Origin of the sequence: Cohnella phaseoli (genome assembly GCF_003386235.1) — a bacterium.
Lineage (GTDB): Bacteria > Bacillota > Bacilli > Paenibacillales > Paenibacillaceae > Cohnella > Cohnella phaseoli.
In genome coordinates this window covers 116,694-142,979 of the sequence record NZ_QRDZ01000004.1, presented here as the reverse complement: position 1 = coordinate 142,979, position 26,286 = coordinate 116,694, and the positions used below count along the sequence as shown (strand labels likewise).

The following is a 26,286-nucleotide window of genomic DNA, read 5'->3' as shown; positions in this document are numbered from 1 at the left end:
AGACCGACAAAACCGGGGGACCCGACGATGCAGAACATATATGGCCGGTTGCTGAGACGGAAGTTTTTTAACCGCCTTCTGTTAACCTACACGCTGATCATTTTGGCGACGATATTTATCATCAGCTCGACCATCCTGCAAAATTTGCGGCGCTCCGCGGAACAAGACGCCGCGAACAGCGTCAAGCAGGCGGTGCAAAGCGTTCATGGCGAATTCGCGCAGAAGGTGAACACCGTCAAGCTGCAGATCCAGAACTTGTACATCAACCCCAAGCAAAACGAGGACATGATGGAGCTGCTGGCCGATCCGTCGCCGAAGCTGGAAGACGAAAAACTGTCTAAAGCGATGCTGGTCAATTATTTTCTGGACGCCTCTGCCGCGACGGATGACGATATCTTCGATGCGCTGCTCTATAAGAAAGCGACGGGGCAGCTTTTCCTACGCTCCAAAGATTTGACCTTGAACCTTGACGACTACAACGTCCACAACGATGCGATGTTCCGCTCATTGGACGACGCGTTTTACGGACTGAGCATCACCCCCGCTTATAGCCAAACCTACCATTTCAGCACCAAAAGGAACATCTTCTCGATCGTGTCGAATATCCGCGGAGACGTCAAATCGGACCGCTTCAAAAAAAGCGTGGCCGTGTTTGCCCTCAACTTCAACGCCGACCGGATCGCTAACCGGCTCCAAAGCTGGCTTGTCCAATACCACAATGCCGAAATCTCCGTGTTGACGAAAGACGGCTACGTGATCATCGATTCGACCGGCGCTTCTTACGGCCATAAGTTTCCCGGCTTCGAGCAAATCGCGCAATCGCAAGTCGGCGCCTCTGATCGTTCCCGTATCGTCGCGGCCGTAGTCGACGACTACCTCGGCTATTATGTGGTCGGTTCGCTTCCCTTGTCGCAGGTAGCCGGCAGCTTTGAGCGCCAGCACAATACGGTGCTGTTCGTCGCGTCCGCCTGCGCTCTGGCCGCGCTATTGCTCGGTTTCATTAGCATCCGGTTGTTCTCCCGCCGCATCCGCATCATCAACCACGCCATTTCCAAAATCCAAAATGGCGATCTGACCTATCGCATCCGCACTGCCGGAACGAACGACGAGATCAGCATGATCGCGGCTAATTTGAATGAAATGTCCGCCCGGCTGACGGACTACATCGATCGGGTGTACTTGTCCGAGCTCAAGCTCAAAGATGCCGAGCTGCATGCGCTGCAGTTGCAAATGGACCCGCATTTCCTGTACAACACGCTTGAAGTCATCCGTTTGGAAGCGTCGGCTTCCGGAAGCGATCATGTCGGCTATATGATCGGAACGCTGGCGAGGCTGTTCCGAAGCAGCATCAAAGGCGGCATGGTCGTTTCGGTTCAAGAGGAGCTGGCGTTTTGTGAAAATTACTTGGAGCTTTACTCCATACGCTACGCGGGCGCGCTTACGATCGATTTCCAGATCGATCCGAACATTTTGGCGTACAGCATGCCCCGCCATCTGCTTCAACCCATCATGGAGAATACGCTCCGGCACGGGGTCGATTACAGCAAACCCGACAATCTGGTGACGGTGAGCGGCTACAAATCGGAAGAAGCGGTCGTGATCGAAATCGACGACAACGGATGCGGGATCGATACGGACAAGCTATTCGAAATCCGCAGCAAGCTCAATCGGACGCGGCTCCCATCCGGCGACAGCATCGGCATCGCGAACGTGCATCAACGGATACGGCTGCTGTTTGGCGACCTGTACGGCGTCGAGATCGACAGCGAACGCAACACCGGGACCAAGGTTCGGATCCGTTTTCCCGCAATAACGAGAAAGGAGATGATGGAGCTTGTACAAAGCTTTGCTGGTTGATGACGAACCGCGGATTTTGCAAGGACTGCTCGAATTGATCCCCTGGGAAAATTTCGGCATCGAAATCGCCGGGCAGGCCGCTAACGGACGGGTGGCGTTGGATCTGCTTGAGCAAACAAAAGCGCAAATCCTGATTACGGATATCAAAATGCCGGAAATGGACGGTCTCGCCCTCATTCGCGAAGCGAAAAGCCGATTCGCCTTCTTGAAATGCGTCATCCTGAGCGGCTTCGACGACTTCGCCCTCGTCAAGGAAGCCGCGCGGATCGGAATCGAAAATTATTTACTCAAGCCGGTGGAGCCGGACGAATTGTCGCACACCCTGCTGGAAATGACGGCCAAGATCGATCAGGAAGTTCACCGGCAAATTCAACTGCGGGGCGACTCGGTCATTTTGCGAAACAACATTCTGAACCGCTGGCTAACCGGCCAAATCGGCGAAGCCGACTTCAGGCAGCGCGCCGAGCTGCTGCAGCTCGCCATCGATGAAAAGGCATATGTCGTGTGTCTCATCCATCCGCTGTTCGCCGAAGCGGAATCGCCTTCAAACCGTAACCTGCTGCTGTATGCAGCGGAAAATCTGTGCACCGAACTATTGGCCGTCTGCTGCCGGGCGATTGTCGTCTGCGATTCTATGGACCAGATCGCAGTCATCGTGCAAGACGATCTCGCAGCCCTCGAACCCGACGTTATTCATCCTTACTTGCAGCAGTGCGTCGATAGCATCAGGCAATACCTGAAGAGCGACGTCTTCGTCACGGTCGGCTCTCGGATCGCCGATTGCGGTCGGGTGTCGGAAAGCTACGCGCAAGCGCAGCAGCTGATGGAGTACCGGCTCATCATGCCGCCAGCCACGATCGTCGATATCCGCGACAGGGAGGAACGGACTGACTCCGACATGGGAAGGAGCATCCCTTACAACCGTCTGGCGCAACTCATCATCGATCGCGAAAAAGAACAAGCGACGGCGTTCATCGCCGACACGTTCGAAACGATCTGCCGGACTATGACGGTCTCTCCGCTGCAAGTGCAGAATATCGCCATCGAGCTGTTGTACCATATGCTGACGGTCATGAGCCGCCTCAAGCTGGAATCCGCGTCCTTGTTCGACAGTCAGGATCACTTGGCCGTACAGCTGATTCGAAGAAAAAGCGTGGATGAATTGTCGGGATGGCTGCAGATGTTGGCCGTGAAGACGATCGACTGCATCGAAGCGCAGGAGAGCCGGGAAAGTCCGCTCATTAAGCGGGTGACCGATTATATCGACGAGCATTATGCAAACAACATCTCTCTCAAGACGATCGCAGTCTCGTTCAACGTCAATCCGGCCTATTTGGGCCAGCTGTTCATTAAGGAGAAGGGGGACACGTTCTCCAACTATTTGAACGCCGCGCGGATCAAGCGGGCGGCAGAGCTTCTCACGACAACAGAGTGGGATTTGAGCGCGATCGCCGAGGCGACAGGGTACGTGAACCAAAGCTATTTCAGCTATTTGTTCAAAAAAACGAAAGGCGTCTATCCGACCAAGTTTCGGCTGGAGCACAGGACGCTCAATTAAAGGAAAATAGTGTATTTAGGGAATGAAAAAGCTCCCCTTATTGCAGCAGGTTTGAATGATTTAACCTGTCTACTATAAGGGGAGCTTTTCTGTCGTCCGGTCAGCTAACAAGGTTCGACTAGGCGCGGACGGCGATCGTCTACTCATTTCACGTTAAGACCGGAGAATCCCGATATACCCGATACGGCAGTTGGTGCCTTTGCAATCGGGCGTTTGGCCGTGCACGACCTCAAGCTCCAGCGTATGTTTGCCGTTCTCGAGTTCGTCGCTGATTAAGTAGTTGGAGAACAGGCCGTCCATTGGGAGCCAGGTCTCCCGCTTCCGGTTTGAAGCGACCCATTCTCCACCGTCGAGTCGGTAGCGGAACTCCGCGGAGCTCTGACCGAAATCGAAGCCCAAAGCTACGCCGCGTCCCTCAAAATCGAATGCCAGCTTGGCGCCGACCGCGGCTGTCTCCAGCACCCGGTCGATCCATTCGTAATCGAGCCATCTACGAACGACCCACGGGCCTTCGGTGCGTACGTTCTCGAACGGCACGAACGTAGTCGCGCCCCAATGGCGGGCCGAGAGAGGTTCAGGCATCGTCCGTTCCGCTTGCCGCCCGGCGCTTGCCGAGTGTTTGCTGTCCGTCTCTAAATACGCGATCACGCTCTGGGCATAGCTCAAGCTGCCGCGGCCCCCGGGATGCAGACCGTCAGGCAGCCATTCCTCCCAACGCATGCGGCCTGCCGCGATTTCCTTCACAGCATGCAATCCCATCCACACCGAGCTGGCTTCATAATGCGCCGCCAATTGCTCGAATTCGGCAATCGAGTCCGGTATGCCGCCGTGCTCCATCTTCTCGTACATGTCAATATGGAACGTGTACACGAATACGACATCCCTCCTCGCGTCTGCCAGCAGTTTGCGAAGCAACCCTTCTCGCGTGTTCATTCTCCGCTCCGGGGTCGCGTATAAATCGTTCACGGCGTAATCGACGAACACGAGGTCGCAGCCGCGCTCGATCAAATCCCGCTCTGCGCGAAAGACGGCCAACTCGCTTCCCGTCGCGCCAATTGCGGCATTTTCCACATGAATTCTCGCATGCGGGAACGTCTCGGCGAACCAGGCGACAACCGGCTCCGGCCAATTGTTGCGCGACCTCCCGTCCGTTATCGACCCTCCGATGAATCCGACGGTCAATTTGCCGTTTTCAAGCGCTTTCCAGGTTTGATCCAGGCTGCGTCGATATTGATAGACCGGTAATGTCCTCATGTCTGCAAATCTTCTCCTTCTGCCAGTGGATCAATTCGTCCCACTCGGAAAATCGCGCGCGTCTCACACTCTGATCACTGTTTTCTTATTATATTAAGAGAGTGCCGATCCACAATCTATTCCGAAAATTATTGGTTTTTTCGATATTTATGGTTGAATTTCGATATCGACGATCCCGACTCTCTCATGCTAAAATGAGCCTGTCGGATCGGCCAAACATCTTGATGTACGGGAGAGGATAACATGCAGATTCGCGCATTCGGCTACGATAATTCTCTTGATGCGGCTCAGTCTGTACAGGATAACCTTTCTCTCTTTCCCTTGGAATCGAGAATCGGCGGTCTTCACCCTCAACATCACGAATTGCTCTATATTATCGAAGGAACTCTGAGAATTACGATCAACAACATCACCTACCGGATGACGGGTCCCGCCGTTCTGCTTATCCCTTTAAATACCTCCCACCATTTGCAATTCCTATCCCGGATTTACCGTTATACCTACTGGGAGCTGCAGGATGACGCAAGCGAAACCTTCCCTATCCCGTCGGACTGCGAGACCTGGAACCGTCTTCAGGCGGATTCGGATGGAAGCTTGCCTGCCGTTCGAGCGGTCTATGAGCGTATTCACGCACTTCACCAGATCCTGATGGCCGACTGGATGCGCAAGCAGCCTGAGCTGACCCGGCAAATCAGCTATTCCGACATCCAAGCCATCCTTGCGCTCATCCGTCACGTAGCCAAGCCGGATGCGAAGCTATACGGTAAGACAAGCCACCCGCCCGTCAATCGAATCGCTTCGACGGTGGAAACGGTCGAGATTCTCGTCCGTTGGATGGAATCCAGCTACTGGGAGAACTTCACTCTGCAGAAGCTGTGCGAGTATGCCCATTTGAATTCCTCCTACTTGATCCGCACGTTCAAAGCCTATAAAGGGGTTTCCCCTTTGCAATTTCTCAATAATCTTCGAATGAGCGCTGCCGAGAAGTACTTGCTGGAAAGCAATATGAGCGTTCAGGATATTGCGCACGCCACGGGTTTCCAGACCATTCATTATTTCAGCCGCTTGTTCAAGCAGAAATACGGCAAAAGCCCCGCCCATTGGCGGAGCGAGCATAAGAAGACGACTTCGGACTCGGACTAAGGTCTTCCCCGACCAGCCGAACTTCAGTCCGGCCACCTGACTTCGCGGAAGGTACCGGTTTCCGCGGATTCCTTGGCCTTCAGGCACAATAACGTGCTGTTCAAGCCATCCTCCAGCGTGGACACGGACGTTTGCTTCTTTCCCTGCATGAGCGAGATGAAATTCTCCAGCAGCGTAGAGTCGCCCCCTGCATGGCCGACTGCCGTGGCCTCGTTATCGATCTCGTACGATTCGACTCTAGGCGTATGATGCATATAGACGTGTATTCGGTTCGTGGCCCAATCGAATTCGACTGTCCCTTTGTAACCGAGAAACCGCGCTCCTCTTGCGGCCGCTTTTTTTCTGACGAAAAAATTTTGCGAATAGGATACGTGCATGCCCGATTCATAGGCGATTAATGCACTGCCCGAATCCTCGTTGCCGGTATCCTCCGCGAAGCAGCAGTAAGGGCCCAGCGGTTCCTCGAAAGCATGCTTCCGAAGATTGTCCGGACTTTCCGAACATGTGCTCGTCTCGTCGCAATCCTTGCATTGCAGCCCGGCTCGCTTGTTCCCCTTGAAAATTTGCTTCGACGTCATCGCGCATACGGTCACGGGCTTCAGCCCCAGGATATGATTGATATAATCGAAATCATGCGTCGCTTTCTGTACGAACAAGCCTTGCGTCTCCGCCTCGTCGCGGAACCACCCATGATAATAAATACTGCCGTAGTTCACGTTATTTACGGCCTGTACATGCTCCACCGTCCCGATTTTTCCGGAATCGATGATTTCCTTTACAAGCTGCACATGATGCGTAACCCGCAGCGGGAACGATACGACCGTCTTGCCGCCGTATAAAGCGTCCGCCTCCCTTAGCTTCACCAGGTCCTCCATCGTTGTGGCGACCGGTTTCTCCAGGTAAAGCGGAATTCGCCTGGGCAACACTTTTAAGGCCATGGGGGTATGAAGAGAGCAGCGCGTTCCGACGAATACGCCGTCGAGATCCCCCCCGTTCAGCATATCGTCCGCGTTCTCGTAAAATGAAATCCCCGACGGGTCGACCCCGTCCGCTTTCATTCGCTCGCGGATTTCCTGATGGCGGACGTCGGCTATCGCCGAAATTCGGCAACCGCTATCCATCTCCTGCATCATCTCCAGAAGCCTTTTGACTTGATGACCGTACCCGATTACCCCTACTCTACTCATGCGTTTCACTCCCGATCCCATTTAGCCTTTGACTCCGCCCATTGTGGCGCCTTCTATGATTCTTCTCTGAAACAACACGTAAACGATAACGGTAGGTATGATCGTGATGACAAGACCCGCGAGCAGAGTCACCCAATCCGCCTTGAATTCCATCATGGCGTTGGCATTATACATGTTCACGCTAATCGGATACTTGTCTGGATCACTGATGAGAATAAAGGGACCCAGGAAATCGTTGTATAAGCCCACGAACTTGAAGATACCGATCGTGACAATGCCCGGCATCGACAGAGGCAGGATGATTTTGCGGAAAACCTGAAATAACGTAGCCCCGTCGATAAACGCGCTTTCGTCCAGCTCCTTCGGCAAGGAGCGCATGAAGCTCCCGAGCAGGAGCAGCTCGAAAGCCCCGACAGGCAGACCGGCCAGCAGCACCAGTCCATTCAGGCTGTCGGTCAGATTCAAGGCCCGCATCAACGTATACTGGGATACGAGAATGTTGATGCCCGGCAGGAACAAGGAAATCATAATGATGCTCCACAGCAAGGACCTCAGCTTCCATTGGATTCGCGTAAAGGCGTAGGCGTTCACCGTGGAGACGAACAGACTAATAAGCAAACTCAGCCCTACATAATAAAGAGTATTGACCACCGATTGGCCGATGCCGAGCCGCGTCCAAGCCTTCTCGTAATTGCTCCATTTCAGGTGCTCGGGGAAGGCCCATATATCGGCGAAAAACTCTTGATTCGTTTTGAGAGATTGGTAGAAAATCCAGAATAGCGGAAGCAGGACGGTAAGCGCCCAGACGAACAGCACCATGCGCCATAGCCATGAAGTGACCCGGGTTCTCATAGAGCCCCTCCTTTCAATACTCGATGCTGTCTTTGGCGAAGAATTTGTCTACGACCAGCTTTAGACCGACGAGCAGGACGAAGATCATCATGCCGATCGTGGAGGCGTAGCCGTAAATATGCTGACCGAGGTTCAGACCTCCGAAAGCCAGGTTGAACATATAGAGAGAGATAACATCCGTCGATCCGCCGGGACCGCCCTTGGTCATGATGAACATATATTCGAAGCCTTTGATCACGGACAGCATCAGGAAGATCGTCCCGACGCGAATGACGCCGGACAGCAAAGGAAGCGTAATCTTCGTAAACCGTTGCATATGCGTGATTCCGTCCAAAATGGCGGATTCGTACAGAGACTTAGGGATGCCTTGCATGGCATTCATGAAGATGACGACGTAAAACCCGACGTAACACCACACGTATAACGGAATCATGGAGAGCAGCGCCGTGCTTTTACTGCCCAGCCAGTTATGCTCTCCTCCAAGGCCGAACAAGCGGAGCAGGCCGTTCAGCAAACCGAAGGTACCGTCGTAGATAAACGACCAGACTAGAGCAATGACGACGAGAGACAGCACGTTCGGGAAAAAATAAAGGACTTTATAGAACGAATTTTCCGCAAATGCGCGGTTGACGAGAAGATCGGCCAGTACCAACGAGATCGTAAGCGTAATGGGAATGACCGTAACGAGCAATATCAGATTGTGCTGTAAAGCCCGCAAGATGAACGGATCCTCGAACAGCCGAATATAATTGTCCCATCCAATGAAGGTTTTGGCGCCTATCCCGTCCCAATCCAAGAAGGAATAATAGATGGAGAGGGCATTCGGATAGAGCGTGAATAACACATAGGCTGCAAACGCCGGGGCCACGACAATGAAGAGAAATATCGCTTTTTGAAACCGTGCGCTTTTCAAGAGATACATAGTGGTCTTCTCTCCCCGTATATCACGGTCGAAAGGCAGTCCGAATGACTGCCTTTCGACCGCTTCGTAATCCGTCTACTCTTTGTTTTGAGCTTTCTTGTCGCTTGAAATGGCGTTCTGCAGCAGCTTCTCCGCTTGTTGCAGGATCGGCTCAGGTTCTTCCTGTCCCGTCAGCACGAGAGCCATGTTGTCTACAATGACCTTGAGCGACGCCGCGTAATCGGCATGCGTGAGCTCGAGCTTGCGATTCTTCAGCTCCAGCACGACTTGATTCTCCTTCAGATACGTAGCGATCGATTTCTGCAGCGGCTTCATATTGTCCGCCCGCGTCGGAACATCCAAGTAATCCTTGCGGAGCGGAAGCGCTCCGCCCTTCTCGACCAGCTCCTGTTGGACTTCGTTCGACATAAGCGAGAGGAGGAACTGCTTCGCCCATTTCTTGTTCAATTCCGGCTTGGCCGCCCAAATCTCGAAGGAATAGCTCAATCCGTTGGTCATATAGATCGGACCGTTCGGATTATTCGTGAACGGAACCGCCATATAGCCCCATTGGAAGTCGTCCGGCGCGGATTCCTTCATCTCGTTCTCGATCCAGTCGCCCGACGGCACCATCGCCGCTTTATGCTGAAGGACGAGCATTTGCGATTGCGTATGATTCATGCCTACGCTTTTCTTGCTGATATACCCCTTCTTACCCATGTCGTACAGTCGTTTGTACACCTCGATGTTTTCCGGAGACGTATTTTGCGGACCGTTGAAATACTCGAAATCGTTGCGGAATTGCTTGTTTCCGTTCTCATCGGCTATTTCGAATATTTTCGTATCGAAAGCGAACTGCGCATAATTGTACAAGCCGGCATACACGATCGGGTCAATGCCTTTGCTCATAATCGCTTCGCAAAGTTGAATAAATTCGTCGTAAGTTTTGGGGTTTTTGTTCCAGCCGTTCTCGTCGAACAGCTTCTGATCGAAGAACATGCCGCCGACGTAGTTCGCGATCGGGAACACCCAGGCATTCTCTTTATAATATTTCTCGGGATCGTTGAAGCCCGGAACGATCAGATCGTTCAGCTTCTGACCCGGCGCGTCGTCCGGCGACATCTCGAAAATATCGGTTACCGGCTCCAGCTTGTTGGCATTTACGTATTCCGTCCAGGTAGCGCCGTAGAACAAATCGAACATATCGTCGTCGTTGCCGGCCGATGCCCTGGTCGAGATGAGATCGCCGATCTTCGGAGAAGCCGTAATATCGAATTTTACGTTCGGATATTTATCCGTGAAGAGCTTGACGGCATAATCGAACCATTCTCTCCCATAGCCGGATTCAAGCAACCCGACCTTTAACGTCACTTTTTCGTTTTTAGGCAGTCCGTTCTCGTAGTTCGCCTCTTCCCCGGACGACTGTTCGCTCGCCGTGGGTGCCGTAGTCCCGGAAGCTGCATTACTGGGGCTCTGCGTTTCCTTCGTATCGGCGGCCTTCGAACATCCGGTAGCAAACAGGGCTATGCAGAGGATGAGCGCCAGGGAACTCCATGTCATTCTTTTGTACATCGTTTAGACCCTCCCGTGTTTCTAAGTTTATTTTTAATAAGGGGCTGCCGTAAGCGTCCCGCTATTATCCACCGTGATCTTATAGCGCGAACCGTTCGGCGCCTTCAGAATAAAGCCCTCGCCGGCCACGTCCAGCGATCGGTTCAACTCGTTAATAAAGGAGTTATGATAGTTGTCGTCAACAACCGTGCTGAACTCCATGCCGGTGGCGAAGAGAGAACCCACCTCCGCGGTCAGCTTGATTCTGGCGTAAGCGGCATCGCCTGGAATGGCGGCCGTCACCATTAAATCCGACCAGCCGGTGCCGATGTCCACAGTACCGAATAAGTAGGTTTCCGCCGTTGCGGACGCCGTGCCGTCGGCTTTAAACCAGAGCAGCTTAGTCCCGGCATGACCTCCGCCGCCGATCCTTTTGGCCTTCATTCGGAAAACCGCCAACGCATTCGGGGTTACCGCGAACGGCTGTGAGGTAATAAACGACTCGCCTGTTGCGACGACCTCGATCGCGCTTGCGTAGCCCGCTGGAATATCCGTGCTCGTTTTACGGAAATAGACGGTTCCCGAACCGTACAAATTGGTCCATACCCAGCCGGACTTATCCGCCGTATTCGCGGTTGTCGCCATATTCTCGCCGGTCGTGTCGACCGAAGCGATCAGATTGACGTAATCCTTCTTGTCGTGAATCGTATGACGCTGCGAGGCGCCTCCCGCCGTATAGGTAAAGTGGGTATCCTGAACGAATACGCGGCTTCTTTCCCTAGACAAAGCAATGTAGTAAGGCGCCCACTCTCCCAGATCGCATCGGGCTATGCTCACGTTGTAGTTTGGAGAGCTGTCCAGCCCGGCTACGATATAATTATCCAAGTAGCCTCCTACGCCCGCGCTTCGCGACATCCGAACATTCTGAATTCTTAGGGAGCCTGTTGAGCCCGGAGCGATCTGGAACATCGGCAATCCGGAATTTCCGCCCATAAATCCCCCGTGAACGACGTCAATCGTCACGTCTCCCTCGGCCTTCACCCATGTACAGGGCATTTCGATGACGCAGTTCGAAACAACGAGGTTACGGCCCTCAAGTCCGCATCCCTCCAAATATTCCACTTTCAACAGCTCGCTGTCTTCGACCGAGATCTGGCCGATCTTGCACGTAATGACGGTCGAAGCCGGAATGCTGAACGGGTTGCCCGCTTGAAAAACCCATTCCCTCTGATGGCAATCGATCGTGCTTCCGGATATCTTGAGGAAGCCGTTCGGCTGATTGCTGACGATGCAATTCTGCAAGCTTCGGCAGCGAAAACCGTACAAATAATTCTCGCTCTGAGGCGCGTCGTGGGGGCTCGGATCATCCAGCCAAGCGCCGTACTGAATGCCTACGAGAATATCCCGGATATACATGCCGTACACGTTAATAAAGCCGGCCTGGGGATAACCCGGACGCGAATACCAATGAATCGCTGCGCGATAATTCAGGTTGAATTGACCGTTGATTTTGATATCGTAGAGCTCCAGGTAGATGCCCGTAATTTTGAGTATCGCGTCCTTATCGGAGACGGAATCCCCGCTTCCCGTAATTCCAATCAGCCAATACCCGTTGAAGTTGATAGTTTGCGTGTCGCCCTTCATCTCTACCGATCTGACATAATAGTTTCGCGTAAAGACGACCGTGCGGCCTGAGTCGAATGCCGCTTGAACGGCCTCCGTGTCGTCCGGGCCCGTACCGACCTTGTAGAAATCCGGCGTAACGGCGCGACCGCCGAGCTCCTGATCGATCTGGTCGAAGTTGGCATTGACGTCGGCAGCGTCTAGCGGATCCGTTAATTTGAGCTTCATGTTCTCGGTCAGGGTAGCGGATCGGGCGTAGGAGATTTTGCCGCCTGCCATTAACGAGAGTCCGGTCAGCCCTAGCGCCGTCATCATCTTCCTTCGGCTAATCGGCTTTGCGAGCGCTTGGTCCAACTTACTGCTCAGCTCAGAGGAGCTGTTCCCTTCAGGGATGGAAAACCCATCATGATTCGACATTCCTTCATTCCTCCTCGGAAGTATAAAATATCGCCGATTCATCCATCTTGCCGTAAAGCGGTAGTCCGGTTAAATTCTCGACTTTCACCTTGTAGCCCGGAGGAGCGTCGAACCGGTATTCCACTCGTCCGTTCGCCTTGGTCCACTCTAAGCGAACCGCACCGTCCCCTAGAGGCAGCACCCCCTTGCAGAAGGAAATTTCCAGATCGCAGAACCTCAGCGTAAGAGTTTGCGCGATCGGGTCGATTTGGTAGATGCCTAACACGTCGCGAATCAAGCTGTGTACGACATGGGAAGCGAATCCGTGATTGCAGCTGGCGTAATCCCCGTCGTTCTCCCAGAGCGTCCCGGTTCGTTCAGCCATGTACAGCAGGTAATCCGCCGACTCGTCCACCGCCTGCCGTGCATAGCCGTACCTTGCCAGCAATTCGAGGCGCAAATAATTCCCGATGAAAGCATTCGCTTCATGAACGTCCGGATAATCATTTATTCGTTTTCTGGACGGCCCGAACCGAGTTAACAGCGTATTCCACAGCTCGGGATGGCTGCCGGGATTGGCCGTTCCGAAGTAGAAGGCATAATACTGACAAATCTCGCTCCTGTTCCTCGTAAGGACGAGTTGATCGTCCTGCCTCACTGCATTGTCTATAAAAAAGCTTCCATCGTAAGACTGTCCCCGGATCGTCTCATGCACCGTCTCGGCCTCTTGCAACAGGCGGGGAAGCCGGTATAATCGACCCGCGGCGGCTAGCGCGGCTGCATAAAGCATATTGCTTGGATAGTTGACGTCCTGCACGAATTCGTTCGCTTTGGACCACTCCAGGAATACCCAGCTTTCAAGACTCTCCAGCAGGCCGTCTTCGTTCTTGAAACGTTCGAAGTAGTCGAACAATTCCATGATTCTCGGCTGCATCGCCTCGATCAATTGCCGGTCTCCGCTCCGTTCCAGATACTCCTCCAGTTCGATAACGAACCAGAGCGACCAATTCGGAATAAAGACGCCGTCGTTATGGTCCGCCGGATAGCACATCGGAAGCATGCCGTCGGGTAAATGCGGGAAATGATCGGGCAAGAGGTAATTCTCGAAGAAGGCTTGCTCCACCTTCGTCTGCCCCGTCAAGCTGAATGCCGCCCGTCCCATGAAGAAGCTGTCGCAAAGCCACCCGGCGCGTTCCCTTGAGGGACAGTCCATGAATAGATCGACTGCGTTCTGTCGGAAAGTTTCCCTTCCCGCTTCGAAAATCGCATTGAGCCGTTCGTCGCCGGATTGAAATCGCGCTTTGCCGGCTTCGGCGTTCGCATACTCCCTCACGTATATCCCCGACAAATCGCATTCCCCTTCGGCTGCGATCCACTTCATATAGCGCAGCGTATACGGCTCGAACGATTCCAGCCTGTAGGTTCCGGGTTCAAGCTCATACCGCAGGGCATTGACGCAACCGAACCGCAAATGATCCACGTCGTCTTCCCGTAGAACCTCGTCGAACGTCACGTACAGCAGGGTCTTGCAAGAGCAACGAACGGTACCGCCAATGAATCCGGTCCGGTTGATTCCCATGTCCAGAATTTCGAACTCGCGGGTAGCGAGCAACAAAGAATCTTCTTGCGTATGCGGTTGCTGAACGACACGTTGGCTCCTTATCTGCAGATCGGCCAATTCATCCGACAAAATGAAGGCCAGATCGTTCATTTCGTAGCCTCCATATTGAGGGCCTACGCCTGTCAAGGAACGATCGCGCCAATAAGCTCCTTGCGATTTTCGGCGAATCACTTCTCCCCTCGCGTACACCGCAAGTGGATAACGCTCGGTAAACTCAGCTAGGGGAACGCCCCTTGGAATCAATGTCTTCGCGGCCGTATCCACACAAGCAATTCGGTTAAAGGGAGCGCTTTCATCAAATCGCCAGCGGTCATAGCCCGATTGAAGCGAATACGCTTCGACGAACGTTCTCTGGAAGCTGAATCGCTGCACCTTCTGTACGCGCTCCTTCAAGAGAATCGCCTCGAATCCGTCTTCGGCTCCCGTCGCCAGAAGAGTCTCCTCGCCCGCCCGGACCTCCGCCTGTAGGAAGGATGGCTGATCGAGTACGTAATAGCTGTTGATATTATAGCCCGCCACCTCAATGGCTACGAGGTTATCGCCCTCGTTCGCGTATTCGCTAAGGTCCCATACATCGACTCGATAATGCCCATGGGGTCCGCGGGCAGGTCCGTGACCGATGAACTTGCCGTTCATATAGCATCGATAGAGGGTCGATGCGGCAATATGCAACGTTAAACCCGCATCCCTGTGCGTTGTTACTAAACCCCTGAACCCGGCGGTGATATTTTTGTCCCTCTCTCGGTCTTTCGGCCATATGGGTCTTGCCGATCTAAAATGCTCACGATTCGCCGTTCTAGTCAACTTACGCCACCTCCTCTCACTCGGATGTGTTCGACTCCGCGGCGGATTGTCCTAGATGATCGCCAAGCGATTGAAAGTCGGCCTGCGGAAAGAAGAACGCTTTAATCGCTTCCTGCCGGTTCAACAGCTCTATGGCTTGGCCATAATCCGCGAATGACGCATGATGCGTCTGGAGGCATTCGGTGTTTAGTCCCTTGTTCACGACAAGATCGATTAACAGCTGATGATCCCGCGGACCTACGGGCCTGTATTTGTACGATTCCAATTTCGTCCCTCGAGCCCACAAGGCTTCGGGATAGGTAATGTCTCCATGCAGCACTCCGAAGATGACGACATGCTCGTTCACATGAGCAAGTACATTCTGAACCGAAGAGGCCGCGCCCACGCAGTCGTATCCAAGCTCGAATCGCAGATCCTGCAATTCGTTCGCATGCATGACCGTACCAAGGCCTAGATTCCGAACGTATTGAATCCTGCTCTCGCTGACGTCGATACCGACGACATGAGAAGCCCCCCACAAGCGGGCCACCTGAACGGCCAGGATACCGGCAGGTCCGAGTCCCGATATCAGAACGGACTTTCCTTTGAGATCGCCGAGCTGCATGATCCCGATGGCCACGCATTTCAACAGCTCGAACGAAACCGCCTGCTTAAACGTAATGCTGTCCGGAAGCTTAATCAGCTCCTCCTCCCGGTAAGCGGCGTACTCCGCGTAAGCCCCCTTGGGGACGATATGCTCTAGGGCCGCGACGCGATCTCCAACGGCAAAGCGATAAACGCCTGGCCCAACTGCTTTGACGACGCCCGCCATCTCATGCCCCGGGAAGCCGATCGGCAGAGGATATTCCGGAGCTTTGGCATAATTGAACATATCTCGGCCGGCCATCATGTTGATATCCCAGCGCGGACAAGTCGACACCATCTGGATTTCCACCAGTACCTGATGATCCTGAAGATCGGGCATATCGGCGTCCACGATGCGAAATTGTCCGGCGCCGATAATTTGTAGCGCTTTCATTGTTGCTATTCCTCCTTGCATCCACTTGAGGTTGGCCTTGCGTTTAGTCTTATCCTACTGTGAAAACAAGGTGGCGTCTTTGCAGAGTTTATTGTTTATGCCGCGTATCGAGCGATCTTTCTTCGGGCATCCGGACGGCGTTTCCGACACGCCGTTTGCACAAAACTGACTTTCGCTTCGGCTACCTTCGACTGAACGGCTAATTGTCCAACATAAAAGACCGTCAGAGACAAGTTCGCTCGCTGACGGTCTTCTATATTAAGCGGATTACGCTTCATCCATCGCCGCCATTTCACGCTCCAACATACGTTGTCTTCTTCCAAAGGCAAGCTTGGATAACAATACGCTGATTTCGTATAATAGCACGAGCGGTACGGCCACAAGTAAATCCGATACTACGTCCGGCGGAGTAACCGTCACGCCGATGGCGATCAGAATAAACCAGGCAACTTTCCTCATTCTTACAAGCAGTGCCGGGCTCAAAATACCGATGCGGCTCAGGAACAAAATCACGAGCGGAAGCTCGAACAGAAGAGAGATCGGCAGCAGTATGTTGAACAAGAACGAAAAATATTGCGATACGCCGTACGTCTGCTCAAGTCCCAAATTAAACGTGACCTTCTCCGTGAACAGGAATGCCATCGGAAAGACGATAAAATAAGAGAAAGCCAAGCCGACGAGGCACATAACAAGCGCCCAAGGAACGAATACGAGCGTCGCCCTCTGCTCTTTTTCCCCCAACGCCGGTTTCACGAATAACCACAACTGAAACATCGCAAATGGAATCGCGACGATAAACGAGATCAGAAAAGCAAATTTCATATAAAGCCCGATGGCATCCCATGGCGAGAATGCGTGCAGATCCAAGTTTTTTTCAGGCGCCGCGTCCACCAAATAATCGAATACAGGCTGGGAACCAAACAAGCCCCCGACAAGGCCGATCGCGAATACGATCAAACAATAAATAATCCGTTTGCGCAACTCGCCGAGATGCTCTGTGAGTGGCATCCATTCGTCACTGCGCTGCGCGCTTTGGTTTTCGGCCATATCTCATCTCTCGCCCCCTCGCGACAATGGGGCCGCCCCTAGCGCGAAGAATTGTTTCGCATCGAGAGGCCGGCCCCATGATATGTGTTCGTAGCAGATTCGCTTATTCCGGCAATCGCCGTTCCGCTTTCTGCAGCTCCGGTTGTTCCGGGGAAACGTCGACACGGCTTGCCGGCTTCGTATCGTCCAACAAATCGTTGGCGCCTTTCTTGAATTCGCGCAACGTGCGACCGAACGCTTTGCCAAGTTCGGGAAGCTTGTTCGGCCCGAACAACAGCAATGCGATCAACACGAGCAATATAATACCGGATGCACCAATACCGCCCATCGTATGACCTCCGTTCTCGTTTAATTTAAACGCTTACAATTTTGCTTAGTTGTATCGTACTGCATAAACGAATGGGCGTCTTTGCACGTCTTTGTCTTTAATCGTCTTTTTCGGACACTTCTTTTGCTTACCATGCCGTCGATTTGTCTTGTTCATTTGCACGATTTTGACAATATTCCGAGTAAATGCAGCATAGAAGCTCTTACTTGTCTCGATAAAAAAAGACTTGATCGTATCCATCGACTGAATATCAGGGGTCACTCTTTTTTACGAATTTTCCTGAAATTGCGGATCGTGGTGAGAGAGTAACGAAGGAACAACCGGGGAAAGCATCTGTACAAGAAGGTCAACACACCTACATACGACGGGAAAGTAATGATCGCGCGATTTTTCTCGACTCCCCGAAGTACGAGACGGGCTGCTTGCTGCGGGTCAATCATTTTGGCAGGGATTTGCGAAATGACATCCGCGGAGTCGGCGTTGAAAGTGCGCATATTGTCGATCATGGATGTGCGAATGTAGCCGGGGCAGATAACGCTTACTTTAATACCCAAATCCAGGCCTTCGCAGCGCATCGTCTCCGACAACCCGACAACACCGAATTTCGCCATCGTATACGGCAGATTGGTCGGACCTGGCACAAGGCCAAAGCCGGAAGCGGTGTTCACAATATGCCCATATCCTTGTTTTGCCATGACTTGATAGGCATAGTGGGACCCGTGAAGAATACCGGTCAAATTGACTTCCAATACCTTCTTCAATTCATCAAGCGGCAGGTCCCGAAACTCGCCAACTACCGTTATGCCGGCATTGTTGAACATATAATCCAATCTTCCGTATTGCGCCAATGACGCATCAATAAGTGCTTCTATCGATTTGGGGTCTGTCACATCCACATAGGAAGCGATTGCCGTACCGCCATGAATCGAAATCTTCTGTGCGATATCGCGTGCGGCTTCTTCATTCAGGTCGGCAACGATCACGCAAGCTCCACGATCCGCCAATTGGCTGCATACTTCCCGGCCAAGCCCAGATCCGCCGCCTGTAACCAAACAAACCTTCTCGCGAAAAATACTCATTTTGCATTCATCTCTCCTAACGATTTTGTTTCATTCGTTCGAGACATTCTCCCATTATTATACATGAAACACGAGTAAGGAACGCTCGAAAAATAATAGCCCTATTCGATTGGGTATAGGCGGTTGCCCTGATTACCAGATAAAAATAAAGACTGCCGAGACTTTCTCGACAGTCTGCCCGAGGACTAATCCTCGGGCTTGTTTTTGTTCTCTGTCATGAAGATCGAGCGTTGCCGCGGACGAATCACGGCCCGCAGCCGGCGAGGATCAACGTATGACAAGTACTCCGTGAATATCCAACGAAGGCAACGTGACCTGAAGCTCCCCGTCGTTCCAGGCATGGGACGGACAGGATCCTTCAGGCTCCCAGACGACGGACTTCGGAGGGAGGTCCAGCGCCACCGACAGCCGGATCGGACCTACGGAAGGCACGATGTCGGGAAATGCGCGACGATTCGTTACCGGCATGTTGGCCAGATTGAGCAAATGGACGCACAGGGCGCCGTCCGCCGCTTTGCGCAGCGCGAGGTCGACGCAGGAAGGCGCATTCGTCGTAACCGCGGGCTTAGGAAACAGCCGATGCGCGAGATCGGCGATAAAACGGCGCATAAACGGATGATGGCTGTGAAAATAACGGCTGGCGATCGGGCCGTATACTGCGGCGATTTGCCCGGCACCGTAACGGTTCAGCGTGGCGGCAACGCCTTCGCGGCGCAGCTTCAGATGCCGTTCGGATACCCCTTCCGACCGAACGTCCAAGTAAGCGCTGCGAGCCTGAACGCCTTCGCCGTCATAGCGCATCGCCAACACTTCCGCGTCGACCGGTTCCACCGGCTGCCAGTTGCCGGGGCAGCCGATTTTACCGTCGGCGGATACGAGCTGGGCTCGCAACTGCCTCGGCGTTCCGGCCAGCTTTACCCCGAGCTCGCCTTCGAACAGCCTGGCGCAGCGTTCTCCGAGGAGCAGCAGATTGCCGCCTCCGGCTACATATTGCAGCACTCGCTCGCGGAAAGCATCCTCCAGCACGGGCGAATCGGGGATTACGAGCAGCGGAAACTGCTCCATCCGCTCCATCAACATGTATTCCGTCAGCACATCGACGGAGTAATGGGATTCCAGCAAAGCGTGCAGCGTGCCCTCCAGCTCGATCAGCGGGGTATCCCACCAGGTATAGACCCGATCCGACACGTCGAATTGGCTGGCTGCGGAATGCAGAAGCGCCACCTCCGGCACGGAGACGCTGCGATGGCATAGCGACTGCCGTTCCCGGCAAAACGCGGCGACCTCGGCCGCGACGTCCGCAATCTCGGCGCCGATATAGCCGGAGCGCGTCGGCAAGTAATACAGCATGTAGCCGCCGCCGTGCATCAACACGACTCCGGCTTCCTGCTTGAGCTGCGAAGGTGTCTTAAGCAGCTCCTCTTGTCCGTCGGCGTTGTCGAATCCCCATGATTGCAGCTCCCACGGCTTGCCGACGTTCGTTAAAAATCTCGCTTCCGTCCGGGCCCGATCGGCGGACAGCATCGGATCAAAATCGCCGGAAAGGTAATCGATATCGGCGGATACCGGCACCGGGCACATGGTCGTGAAAGCCCAATTGCTTGCGGTCTGAACCCGTGGCCTTATGGCATGCAAGGCGCCCGTCCAGCGACGCAGATACGCTTCGAAGCGCGCCCGGTGAAAATTTTTCCATCGCAGCCATCTGTCGTCTTCGCGATCCGTCGGCGCGTCCTCCCACCCCGTCTCGGCTTTCCAGGCAGCCAGCGCCGCAGAACTGTAGTCCAGCTTCGCGCCCCAGCATTCGCCGTCCAGCCAGACGCTGTCCACGTCGTAACGATCCGCAATTTCGACCAGCTGCGGAATGAGCAGCTCGTCGGCATAAGCGCCAAACAAGCTTGTCGCTTCGGCATCCGGCTGCCCGAACCGGTCGACTGCGGCCCAATCGGGACGCGACCTTACCGCCAAATGATCAACGACGCCGGAATAATGGACGCCGAGACCGATGCCCAGCTTACGGGTCTCCTCGCGCCAAACGGCGAGCGAATCTTTGACGATGCCGGGCGACGGCGTACCGACCGATGTGTCGTACCCGGCGTAGCCGGGATGGCCCTTGCAGTCGTAATGGACGAAATCCGGGCGAATGCGCCGCAGCAAACCTGCGACAGCTTCGGAGGTGACGTCGGCGCCGAGCGCGTGATCCTCCTTCTCCGGATGCAAATCGAAATGAAGGCCAAAAAATGCATTTTTACGATCGAACACGTTGTCGCTCTCCCCTGCTTACGGCTCCGACCAGAGCACGCTTCCCGTATTTTCCGGACCCGTTCCTTCGTAGATATAGACCTTTCCGTCATTCTTCACGGTCAAAAATGCCGGGAAGTTTCCGTTCGTGCCGGTAGACCATATATAGCCCTGATTGTCGGAAGGCCCCGTCCCTTTGTACACCACGAAGTTGCCGTCGGTCTGCATGATGCCGAAATAGTCTCCAACCGTTCCCGTAACGCCCGACTGCCAGACAACGCCGGTATTGGCGGCGGGATTCGGTCCGCTGTACAGGACGAAATTGCCGTCGCTCTGCACGGTCAGACAATACGCGCCCGATGGAGATACCAGGAACTCGCCGTCGGACAGCATGCGGCCTTCCCTCAAATGATCGCGGGGCGGCAATCCTTCGATTTCTCCGCCGTTTACGCTGACGCTGAACAGACTCGGCCCCCAGCCGTCGGTTGGGGATCCGTCGCGGAACCGAAGATAGACGGTTTTGGACGGATTGGCGGTCAGGTAAGCGCTCAAATCCAGCGCGATCGTCTGCCGGTTGCTGGCATCGTGAACATCGGACGCAGCCTGGGCTTCGAGCGTCCAGACGCTTTTGTCGACCGACGCTTCGACGACGTAGTTGTTGGCGATATCGAGCTGCACTTCCAACTCCGTCGCGGCATCGTCAAGATCGAACTTATACCCCCAGCTTTGGCCGCCGTCCGCGACCCGGCGGTCGCCGCTCGCGATATAGCTGCCGTTGTCCTCGTCGATAAAGCCGCTCTCGTCATGGGTGAAGCTGGCCAGAAACCCGGCCTCCGTAATGTCGGCAAATTTAGCCTCGGCATATTGCACATACAGGTCGATCATCTCCCCCGGCGTGACGACTACGAAATTGCCCGGCAGATTGTCGATATAGTCCGTCAACAGTTCGGTGTTGATGTATTGGGCTCCGACGTTGAAAAAGGCCGGTCCGTCCCCATCGTAGGCCGCAATGTCCGCCCCGTCGAAATACGAATAAGTGATGAAGATCGGCTTGCCCCTATACATGAAATGCGTTTCCTTGTTGCTCGCTACGTCCGGCCTGCCGGCATCGAGGCCGCCGTAGCCTGCGAATACGCCCTCGACGCTTGGAATCGCCGTATAGGCCTTGGCGTCGAAGCGATCGTAGTTCATCGTCCTGAGCGTGCGGTAACGATTGTAGATCATGTAATCGTCCGTTAAGGCAAAATAATCGTCGCGGTATGGCGCCGGCATCGGATACTTGATGTAGCCGAGTCCCGTCACCGACGTCACATAGCTATTCAGACCACGCTCTGCGGAATAGAAAGCGCCGGCAAGCGGGTCGAGCTCCTGCAGCGTCGGCGTCAGCTCCCAGGCGATCGGATAGTCCTCGCGATCCGCAAGCCCAAACCAGGTCGGAAACTTGAGCTGCGGAAACAGCAGCGTATCACCGTCGGTTTCCGTAAAGCTGATATACACCTTGGTTGGATCGAATACGAGAGTTCGCGGATTTTCCGATGCAGAAGGCCGCACCATCGGAAGTCCGCTGATCCAGCTCAGATTAAAACTCTCGCTCGCTACCATCGCGAACTTCCCCTTGTCGTTCAGATAACGCCCGAACGCGTCTTCGTCCGTCGTTCCTCCCCATACGCCGATGACGGGCGCTACGCCGTCCGCAAGCGCGACCATATCGTCGGTCAGTGCTTTTTCGCTTGCGCTCAGTCCCGTTCCGGCTGCCGGATCACCTTTCATATTAAAGGTGAAAATCCGGTTTGCGATCAGGTAATCGAACATAGCCAGACTGTAATTGGGATTGTTCGCCAGAATGTCGGTTCGCATCTCCGGCGCAAGCTCTTCAAGCGCGTATTCGTAAGCCTCTTTCCACGAGTCCAGTCCGAGCGCCCGAACGTCCGCCAGCACAGTCAGCTTAACATCGTATTCGTCTTCCAGCGTCTCAAGCTGCTCTGCCGTCAGGGCGATCGCATTGTACTTGGCACTGAGCATCGCCGTGACGTTCAGGTTGGCGACTCGCGTCTCCGACGGCACGAAACTTTTGTTCGGCTCTGCGTAGGAAGAGTGATCTCCCGTATAGTAATAGAAGCTTCCGCTGTTGCCCGTACCGGACGGGTTCAAAATATCCTCGTCATACAAGATTGCCCCGTCCAACTCACTGGCGAACAGATCAACAAGCTCGTACGGATCTGTCTGCTGCACCTTCGTATAGCCGCTGAGACGGTTGAACCAAAACGTTCGGTTTACCATAACCGAGTTGGCGCTGTGCCCGGGGCCAGTGTCGTAAATATGCAGCGGATTTTTCAGCACCCAGATGCGCGGCTCCTCTCGGTTGACCAGCCCTTGAAGCGACTTTACCATGAACAGGTCGGTCAAATCGTAGGCGCTGCTTTCCATATCGATATATTGAATCGTCGAAGCAGGCTCCTGGCTTGCCCGCGGGAAAACGGCGGCGCCCGCCTCCGGAGCTTCCGCGAGCAGCAGCCAACCGGTAAAGCCAAGGAGCAGTGCAAGTCCCCATTTACGAAAACCCATCCTTACAACTGACAACCGCATGATCGCTTCCTCCTTGTCGCGTTTCAACTCTTAACCAGCGTCCATGAATCCCGCTCGCTGGCTTTCACTTGCCAGCGCGTCGAATGGCAATCGTATACGCATGCCTGCAAGGCAAATCGTCGCCGGAGCCCTCAAGCTCGGGCAGCTTGACGATCAACCTGCCGTCCTTGACAGCCGTCCGCAAGGGAGGCCCTTCATGACCGAGCAACCTCGCCTCCGTCGCCTCGAATTCGCTCGTCGATTCCCCCGCCTCGAACAGTCCCGCCGTTTCCAGCACCAGCTCGCGCCCCGGCCATTTCAAGCAAATGGCGTAGACGGTGTCCCCTTTGGCCGTAAAACGCACGTGCTCGCCTTGTTGACTCGTTCGCCACGCCGACGTCCCATAGATCGCTTCTCCGTTAACGGCAAGCCAATCGCCGACCTGCACAAGCCGCTCTTCCATAATGACCGGAATACGGCCGTCCGCGGTCGGACCGACGTTCAGCATCAGATTGCCGCCTTTGCTGACCGTGTCGACGAGCAGATGAATCAGTTGGCGTTCCGTCATATAATCGTCCAGCGTCTCATTGCGGTTGTAGCCGAAGGAGGCGCCGATGCCTCTGTTCTCCTCCCACTTGCGAGGTCTGCTCATTTTCAACTCTTGACCGTCCGGCCCGAAGCCGACTTCGCCGTATTCCGTCGTAAAATAACCTCCGTGATTGCCGCGAGTTTCTTTGCCCCAACGGTCGTTTACGACAACCTCTTGGGCAACGGGAGATTCCGTAAACAGCCATTCCAGAAAATCGCGACTGCCCCATACCTCGCTGTCATGCTCCCATTCCCCGTCCGTGAACAGCACTGAAGGCGAATATGCCTGGATAAGCTCCTTCATTTGCGGAATCATCTCCGCGCGGGCATACCGCTCCGGCGATATCGAATACAGCGGGTTGAACCATTCCAGCAGCGAGTAATAAGCGCCCATCCGCAACCCCTGACCGCGCACCGCCGTCGCCAGTTCGCCGAATAGATCCCTGCCCGGCCCGATATCCTTGCTGTTCCAATTCCAGCGGTACGCGCTCGGCCATAAACAGAAGGCATCGTGGTGCTTGGCGGTCAACACGACGTATTTGGCCCCCGCCCGCTTGAACAGCGAAGCCCAACGCTGCGGCTCGAACAGCTCCGCCTTGAAATCGGAGACAAAGTCCTCGTACCGCTTTTTCTCGCCATACACGCGCTTATGAAAGGCCTCGTATTGCCCGCCGGCATGGCGCACCGCGCTGCCGTACCATTCCGCGTAAGCCTCCCCCGAGGTATTTACGCTGTCCCGTTTCGGCCCCCAAGAAGGAACGGAATAGATGCCCCAGTGAATGAAAATGCCGAATTTCGCTTCGTCAAACCAAGCCGGAATGGCTCTGTCGTCGATCGATTGCCATTTGGATGCATAGTCTGCCATTTATCATGTCTCCCGTAAGCGACCCCGAAATGGCGGGGCTTGGGCTTCGTCTCCTGCGACAAGGTAAGCCCCGCCGATCCGCGGTCGCTTCTATTTGCCTTTATACTGTCGGTCGTATGCCGTCTGGGTCAGTTCGGTCAGCCGGTTATAGCCGATTTTCTCGAGGTTGTTCAAATACGTGTTCCAATCCTTGTCAATGTCCAGGTTTCCGGTCACAAACTTCGCTACGCTTTCGTCCAAATACTTGATGACGGCGTTGTTCAGTTCCTCCCACTCCGTGGCCTCGTCCTCCGGCATCATGAAGCTGCCCGGCATTTGCTGCTTCGGCCCCTTGCCTTCATACTTGTTTTGCGTTTCATCGTACAAGATTTTTTCGTGGTTCCACACGCCTGGCGTCACCACTTGCGCATTGCGCCACTCGGCGGTCATAAACGTGTTCAGGCCGTTGCTCCACGTGAAATTGTTCGGCTGTTCCCCACTCTTGAGCACGTTGTACTTGGCGGGCCTGCCGTCCAATCCGACTTCTCCGTCTTTGGCCTTCACCCAGACGTCGCCTTCCTCGCCGTAAAGGTTGTAATCGCCCTCCAGGTACATCTGGTAAATCGCATCCGCGAAACGCATCGCCAAATCCGGGTTTTTTGCTTCTTTCGTAATAACGAAGTTGCCCGTTCCCATCCCGAAGGCGTACTGCTTGGCGAACGAGACTCCGTTCGGTCCCGTGAGAGGCGGCAGCGCTACGAAATGCTCCTTGACGGGGTTCCCTTCGCTCCAATCGACGAAGCCCATCGCGCCGGAGGCTACCGCGCCGACCCGATTGTCGGCTTCCGACATGCCGGTCAGGATTTTCACCTTGTTGTCGTCCTGCAGCAGAAACTCGGGATCGATCAGCCCTTCTGCATACAGTTTGTTTAAGTAGCGCAGCCCTTCCTGCCATTCCGGCTGAACCGGCGCCTGCACGACCTTATCGTCTTGCAGCATCAGGCGATTCCCGGCCTCGTTGTAGATGAACGAATTCATTAGGAAAAAGTCGATGCCGCCTTGCCAGGAGCCTCGGGTAAGCGGTATTTCGTCCGCTTTGCCGTTGCCGTTCGGATCCTTCTCCTTGAAGGCTTTCAAGACCTGATAAAATTCCTCCGTCGTCGTCGGCACGTCGAGCTTCAGCTTATCGAGCCATTGTTGGTTAATCCACAATTTGTGACTGTACGTACAGTGATAGCATTCGTTAATGGAAGGCAAACCGTAAATATTGCCGTCCGGCGCCGTGATCGCGCTTTCAATAATCGGATTGTAGTCGAATACCTGCTTCGTCGCGACGCCGTACTTTTCGATCAGATCGTTTAGAGGCAGGAACAGACCTTGCGAGCCGTAAGCAATCTGCTGGGCGTTGCCGATACCCCAGGACATGATGACATCGGGAATGTCGGTTTGGCTGGCGAGCATCAAATTCAGTTTGTCGCGATAATCCTCCATGTTGGCCCGCACCCATTCAATCTTGATGTTCGTCTTCTCTTCAAAATATTTCGTAAACCAATTGTCCTCCAGATTGCCGATCCAGCTTGGCGGGCTTGCCCACACTTTGAGCGTTTCCGTCTCCTTCGCGATCGGGAACGTGCCGGGCGGCGTCAAATTGGACGCCTCCGTCTTCGTCTCCGCCGACCCGCTTGCGCTGCCGGATGGCGCCGCCTCTTTCGAGTTTCCGCCGTTATTGCTGCAAGCCGCCAGCATAAGCGATACGCCAAGCAGCAAGGTCAAAGCCATTTTTGTCGTTTTGTGCATTCAGTTACCCCTCCGGATTGTCATTGTGATAGATG

18 protein-coding genes are annotated in these 26,286 nt (G+C 54.3%); 3 read left to right on the top strand and 15 right to left on the bottom strand.

Going from position 1 to position 26,286, the window contains the following annotated elements; genetic code table 11:
* Positions 1–27: 27 nt before the first annotated feature.
* Positions 28–1,857: a sensor histidine kinase gene (locus DFP98_RS06890; protein ID WP_116059833.1), complete on the top strand. Its 1,830-nt coding sequence runs from the start codon at positions 28–30 to the stop codon at positions 1,855–1,857.
* A complete protein-coding gene (locus DFP98_RS06885) occupies positions 1,835–3,415 on the top strand; it encodes a response regulator transcription factor (protein ID WP_116059832.1) in 1,581 nt (526 codons plus the stop codon). Before DFP98_RS06890 ends, DFP98_RS06885 begins: the two co-directional genes overlap by 23 nt.
* Before the next feature lie 153 nt (positions 3,416–3,568).
* On the opposite strand, the gene DFP98_RS06880 is transcribed toward DFP98_RS06885, so the two are convergent.
* Positions 3,569–4,669, bottom strand: a complete 1,101-nt coding sequence (locus DFP98_RS06880) for an SGNH/GDSL hydrolase family protein (protein ID WP_116059831.1) — start codon at positions 4,667–4,669, stop codon at positions 3,569–3,571.
* Positions 4,670–4,912: 243 nt separating this feature from the next.
* Here DFP98_RS06880 and DFP98_RS06875 point away from each other — a divergent pair, with 243 nt between their 5' ends.
* Positions 4,913–5,812, top strand: coding sequence for an AraC family transcriptional regulator (locus DFP98_RS06875; protein ID WP_116059830.1), 900 nt, complete (start codon positions 4,913–4,915; stop codon positions 5,810–5,812).
* 23 nt (positions 5,813–5,835) lie between these two features.
* Here DFP98_RS06875 and DFP98_RS06870 read toward each other — a convergent pair whose 3' ends face one another.
* The 14 genes from DFP98_RS06870 to DFP98_RS06800 all read right to left on the bottom strand — a co-directional run bounded on the left by DFP98_RS06870 (position 5,836) and on the right by DFP98_RS06800 (position 26,251).
* On the bottom strand, positions 5,836–6,999 hold the full coding sequence (locus tag DFP98_RS06870; protein WP_116060006.1) for a Gfo/Idh/MocA family protein: 1,164 nt from the start codon (positions 6,997–6,999) through the stop codon (positions 5,836–5,838).
* A 21-nt stretch (positions 7,000–7,020) separates the two neighbouring features.
* On the bottom strand, positions 7,021–7,851 hold the full coding sequence (locus DFP98_RS06865; protein WP_116059829.1) for a carbohydrate ABC transporter permease: 831 nt from the start codon (positions 7,849–7,851) through the stop codon (positions 7,021–7,023).
* Positions 7,852–7,864: 13 nt separating this feature from the next.
* Complete coding sequence (locus tag DFP98_RS06860) at positions 7,865–8,773, bottom strand: carbohydrate ABC transporter permease (RefSeq protein WP_116059828.1); 909 nt, start codon at positions 8,771–8,773, stop codon at positions 7,865–7,867.
* Between the two features lie 75 nt (positions 8,774–8,848).
* Positions 8,849–10,324, bottom strand: coding sequence for an extracellular solute-binding protein (locus tag DFP98_RS06855; protein ID WP_116059827.1), 1,476 nt, complete (start codon positions 10,322–10,324; stop codon positions 8,849–8,851).
* A 33-nt stretch (positions 10,325–10,357) separates the two neighbouring features.
* Positions 10,358–12,343 carry a hypothetical protein gene (locus DFP98_RS06850; protein ID WP_116059826.1) on the bottom strand — a complete coding sequence of 662 codons (1,986 nt, stop codon included), beginning with the start codon at positions 12,341–12,343 and terminating at the stop codon, positions 10,358–10,360.
* Between the two features lie 4 nt (positions 12,344–12,347).
* The gene (locus DFP98_RS06845; RefSeq protein ID WP_116059825.1) at positions 12,348–14,615 is read right to left on the bottom strand and encodes an alpha-L-rhamnosidase-related protein; all 2,268 of its coding nucleotides are present in this window, start codon (positions 14,613–14,615) and stop codon (positions 12,348–12,350) included.
* Positions 14,616–14,763: 148 nt separating this feature from the next.
* The gene (locus tag DFP98_RS06840; protein ID WP_181917525.1) at positions 14,764–15,765 is read right to left on the bottom strand and encodes a zinc-dependent alcohol dehydrogenase; all 1,002 of its coding nucleotides are present in this window, start codon (positions 15,763–15,765) and stop codon (positions 14,764–14,766) included.
* Positions 15,766–16,032: 267 nt separating this feature from the next.
* The gene (tatC, locus tag DFP98_RS06835; RefSeq protein WP_116059823.1) at positions 16,033–16,812 is read right to left on the bottom strand and encodes a twin-arginine translocase subunit TatC; all 780 of its coding nucleotides are present in this window, start codon (positions 16,810–16,812) and stop codon (positions 16,033–16,035) included.
* Positions 16,813–16,915: 103 nt separating this feature from the next.
* Positions 16,916–17,140, bottom strand: coding sequence for a twin-arginine translocase TatA/TatE family subunit (tatA, locus tag DFP98_RS06830; RefSeq protein WP_116059822.1), 225 nt, complete (start codon positions 17,138–17,140; stop codon positions 16,916–16,918).
* A 257-nt stretch (positions 17,141–17,397) separates the two neighbouring features.
* Positions 17,398–18,219, bottom strand: coding sequence for an SDR family NAD(P)-dependent oxidoreductase (locus tag DFP98_RS06820; protein ID WP_116059820.1), 822 nt, complete (start codon positions 18,217–18,219; stop codon positions 17,398–17,400).
* Between the two features lie 267 nt (positions 18,220–18,486).
* Positions 18,487–20,478: an alpha-L-fucosidase gene (locus DFP98_RS06815; protein WP_116059819.1), complete on the bottom strand. Its 1,992-nt coding sequence runs from the start codon at positions 20,476–20,478 to the stop codon at positions 18,487–18,489.
* 18 nt (positions 20,479–20,496) lie between these two features.
* On the bottom strand, positions 20,497–23,043 hold the full coding sequence (locus DFP98_RS06810) for a GxGYxYP domain-containing protein (protein ID WP_116059818.1): 2,547 nt from the start codon (positions 23,041–23,043) through the stop codon (positions 20,497–20,499).
* Between the two features lie 64 nt (positions 23,044–23,107).
* A complete protein-coding gene (locus DFP98_RS06805) occupies positions 23,108–24,475 on the bottom strand; it encodes an alpha-L-fucosidase (RefSeq protein WP_116059817.1) in 1,368 nt (455 codons plus the stop codon).
* A 90-nt stretch (positions 24,476–24,565) separates the two neighbouring features.
* Positions 24,566–26,251 (bottom strand): extracellular solute-binding protein, encoded by a 1,686-nt coding sequence (locus tag DFP98_RS06800; RefSeq protein WP_116059816.1) that lies wholly within the window; start codon positions 26,249–26,251, stop codon positions 24,566–24,568.
* Positions 26,252–26,286 lie beyond the last annotated feature (35 nt).

Coding starts and splice junctions, on each gene's coding strand:
- DFP98_RS06810 (WP_116059818.1), bottom strand. CDS start 23,043: ATGCGGTTGTCAGTTGTAAGGATGGGTTTTCGTAAATGGGGACTTGCA.
- DFP98_RS06855 (WP_116059827.1), bottom strand. CDS start 10,324: ATGTACAAAAGAATGACATGGAGTTCCCTGGCGCTCATCCTCTGCATA.
- DFP98_RS06800 (WP_116059816.1), bottom strand. CDS start 26,251: ATGCACAAAACGACAAAAATGGCTTTGACCTTGCTGCTTGGCGTATCG.
- tatA (WP_116059822.1), bottom strand. CDS start 17,140: ATGGGCGGTATTGGTGCATCCGGTATTATATTGCTCGTGTTGATCGCA.
- DFP98_RS06890 (WP_116059833.1), top strand. CDS start 28: ATGCAGAACATATATGGCCGGTTGCTGAGACGGAAGTTTTTTAACCGC.
- DFP98_RS06805 (WP_116059817.1), bottom strand. CDS start 24,475: ATGGCAGACTATGCATCCAAATGGCAATCGATCGACGACAGAGCCATT.
- DFP98_RS06875 (WP_116059830.1), top strand. CDS start 4,913: ATGCAGATTCGCGCATTCGGCTACGATAATTCTCTTGATGCGGCTCAG.
- tatC (WP_116059823.1), bottom strand. CDS start 16,812: ATGGCCGAAAACCAAAGCGCGCAGCGCAGTGACGAATGGATGCCACTC.
- DFP98_RS06820 (WP_116059820.1), bottom strand. CDS start 18,219: ATGAGTATTTTTCGCGAGAAGGTTTGTTTGGTTACAGGCGGCGGATCT.
- DFP98_RS06850 (WP_116059826.1), bottom strand. CDS start 12,343: ATGTCGAATCATGATGGGTTTTCCATCCCTGAAGGGAACAGCTCCTCT.
- DFP98_RS06840 (WP_181917525.1), bottom strand. CDS start 15,765: ATGAAAGCGCTACAAATTATCGGCGCCGGACAATTTCGCATCGTGGAC.
- DFP98_RS06870 (WP_116060006.1), bottom strand. CDS start 6,999: ATGAGTAGAGTAGGGGTAATCGGGTACGGTCATCAAGTCAAAAGGCTT.
- DFP98_RS06865 (WP_116059829.1), bottom strand. CDS start 7,851: ATGAGAACCCGGGTCACTTCATGGCTATGGCGCATGGTGCTGTTCGTC.
- DFP98_RS06880 (WP_116059831.1), bottom strand. CDS start 4,669: ATGAGGACATTACCGGTCTATCAATATCGACGCAGCCTGGATCAAACC.
- DFP98_RS06860 (WP_116059828.1), bottom strand. CDS start 8,773: ATGTATCTCTTGAAAAGCGCACGGTTTCAAAAAGCGATATTTCTCTTC.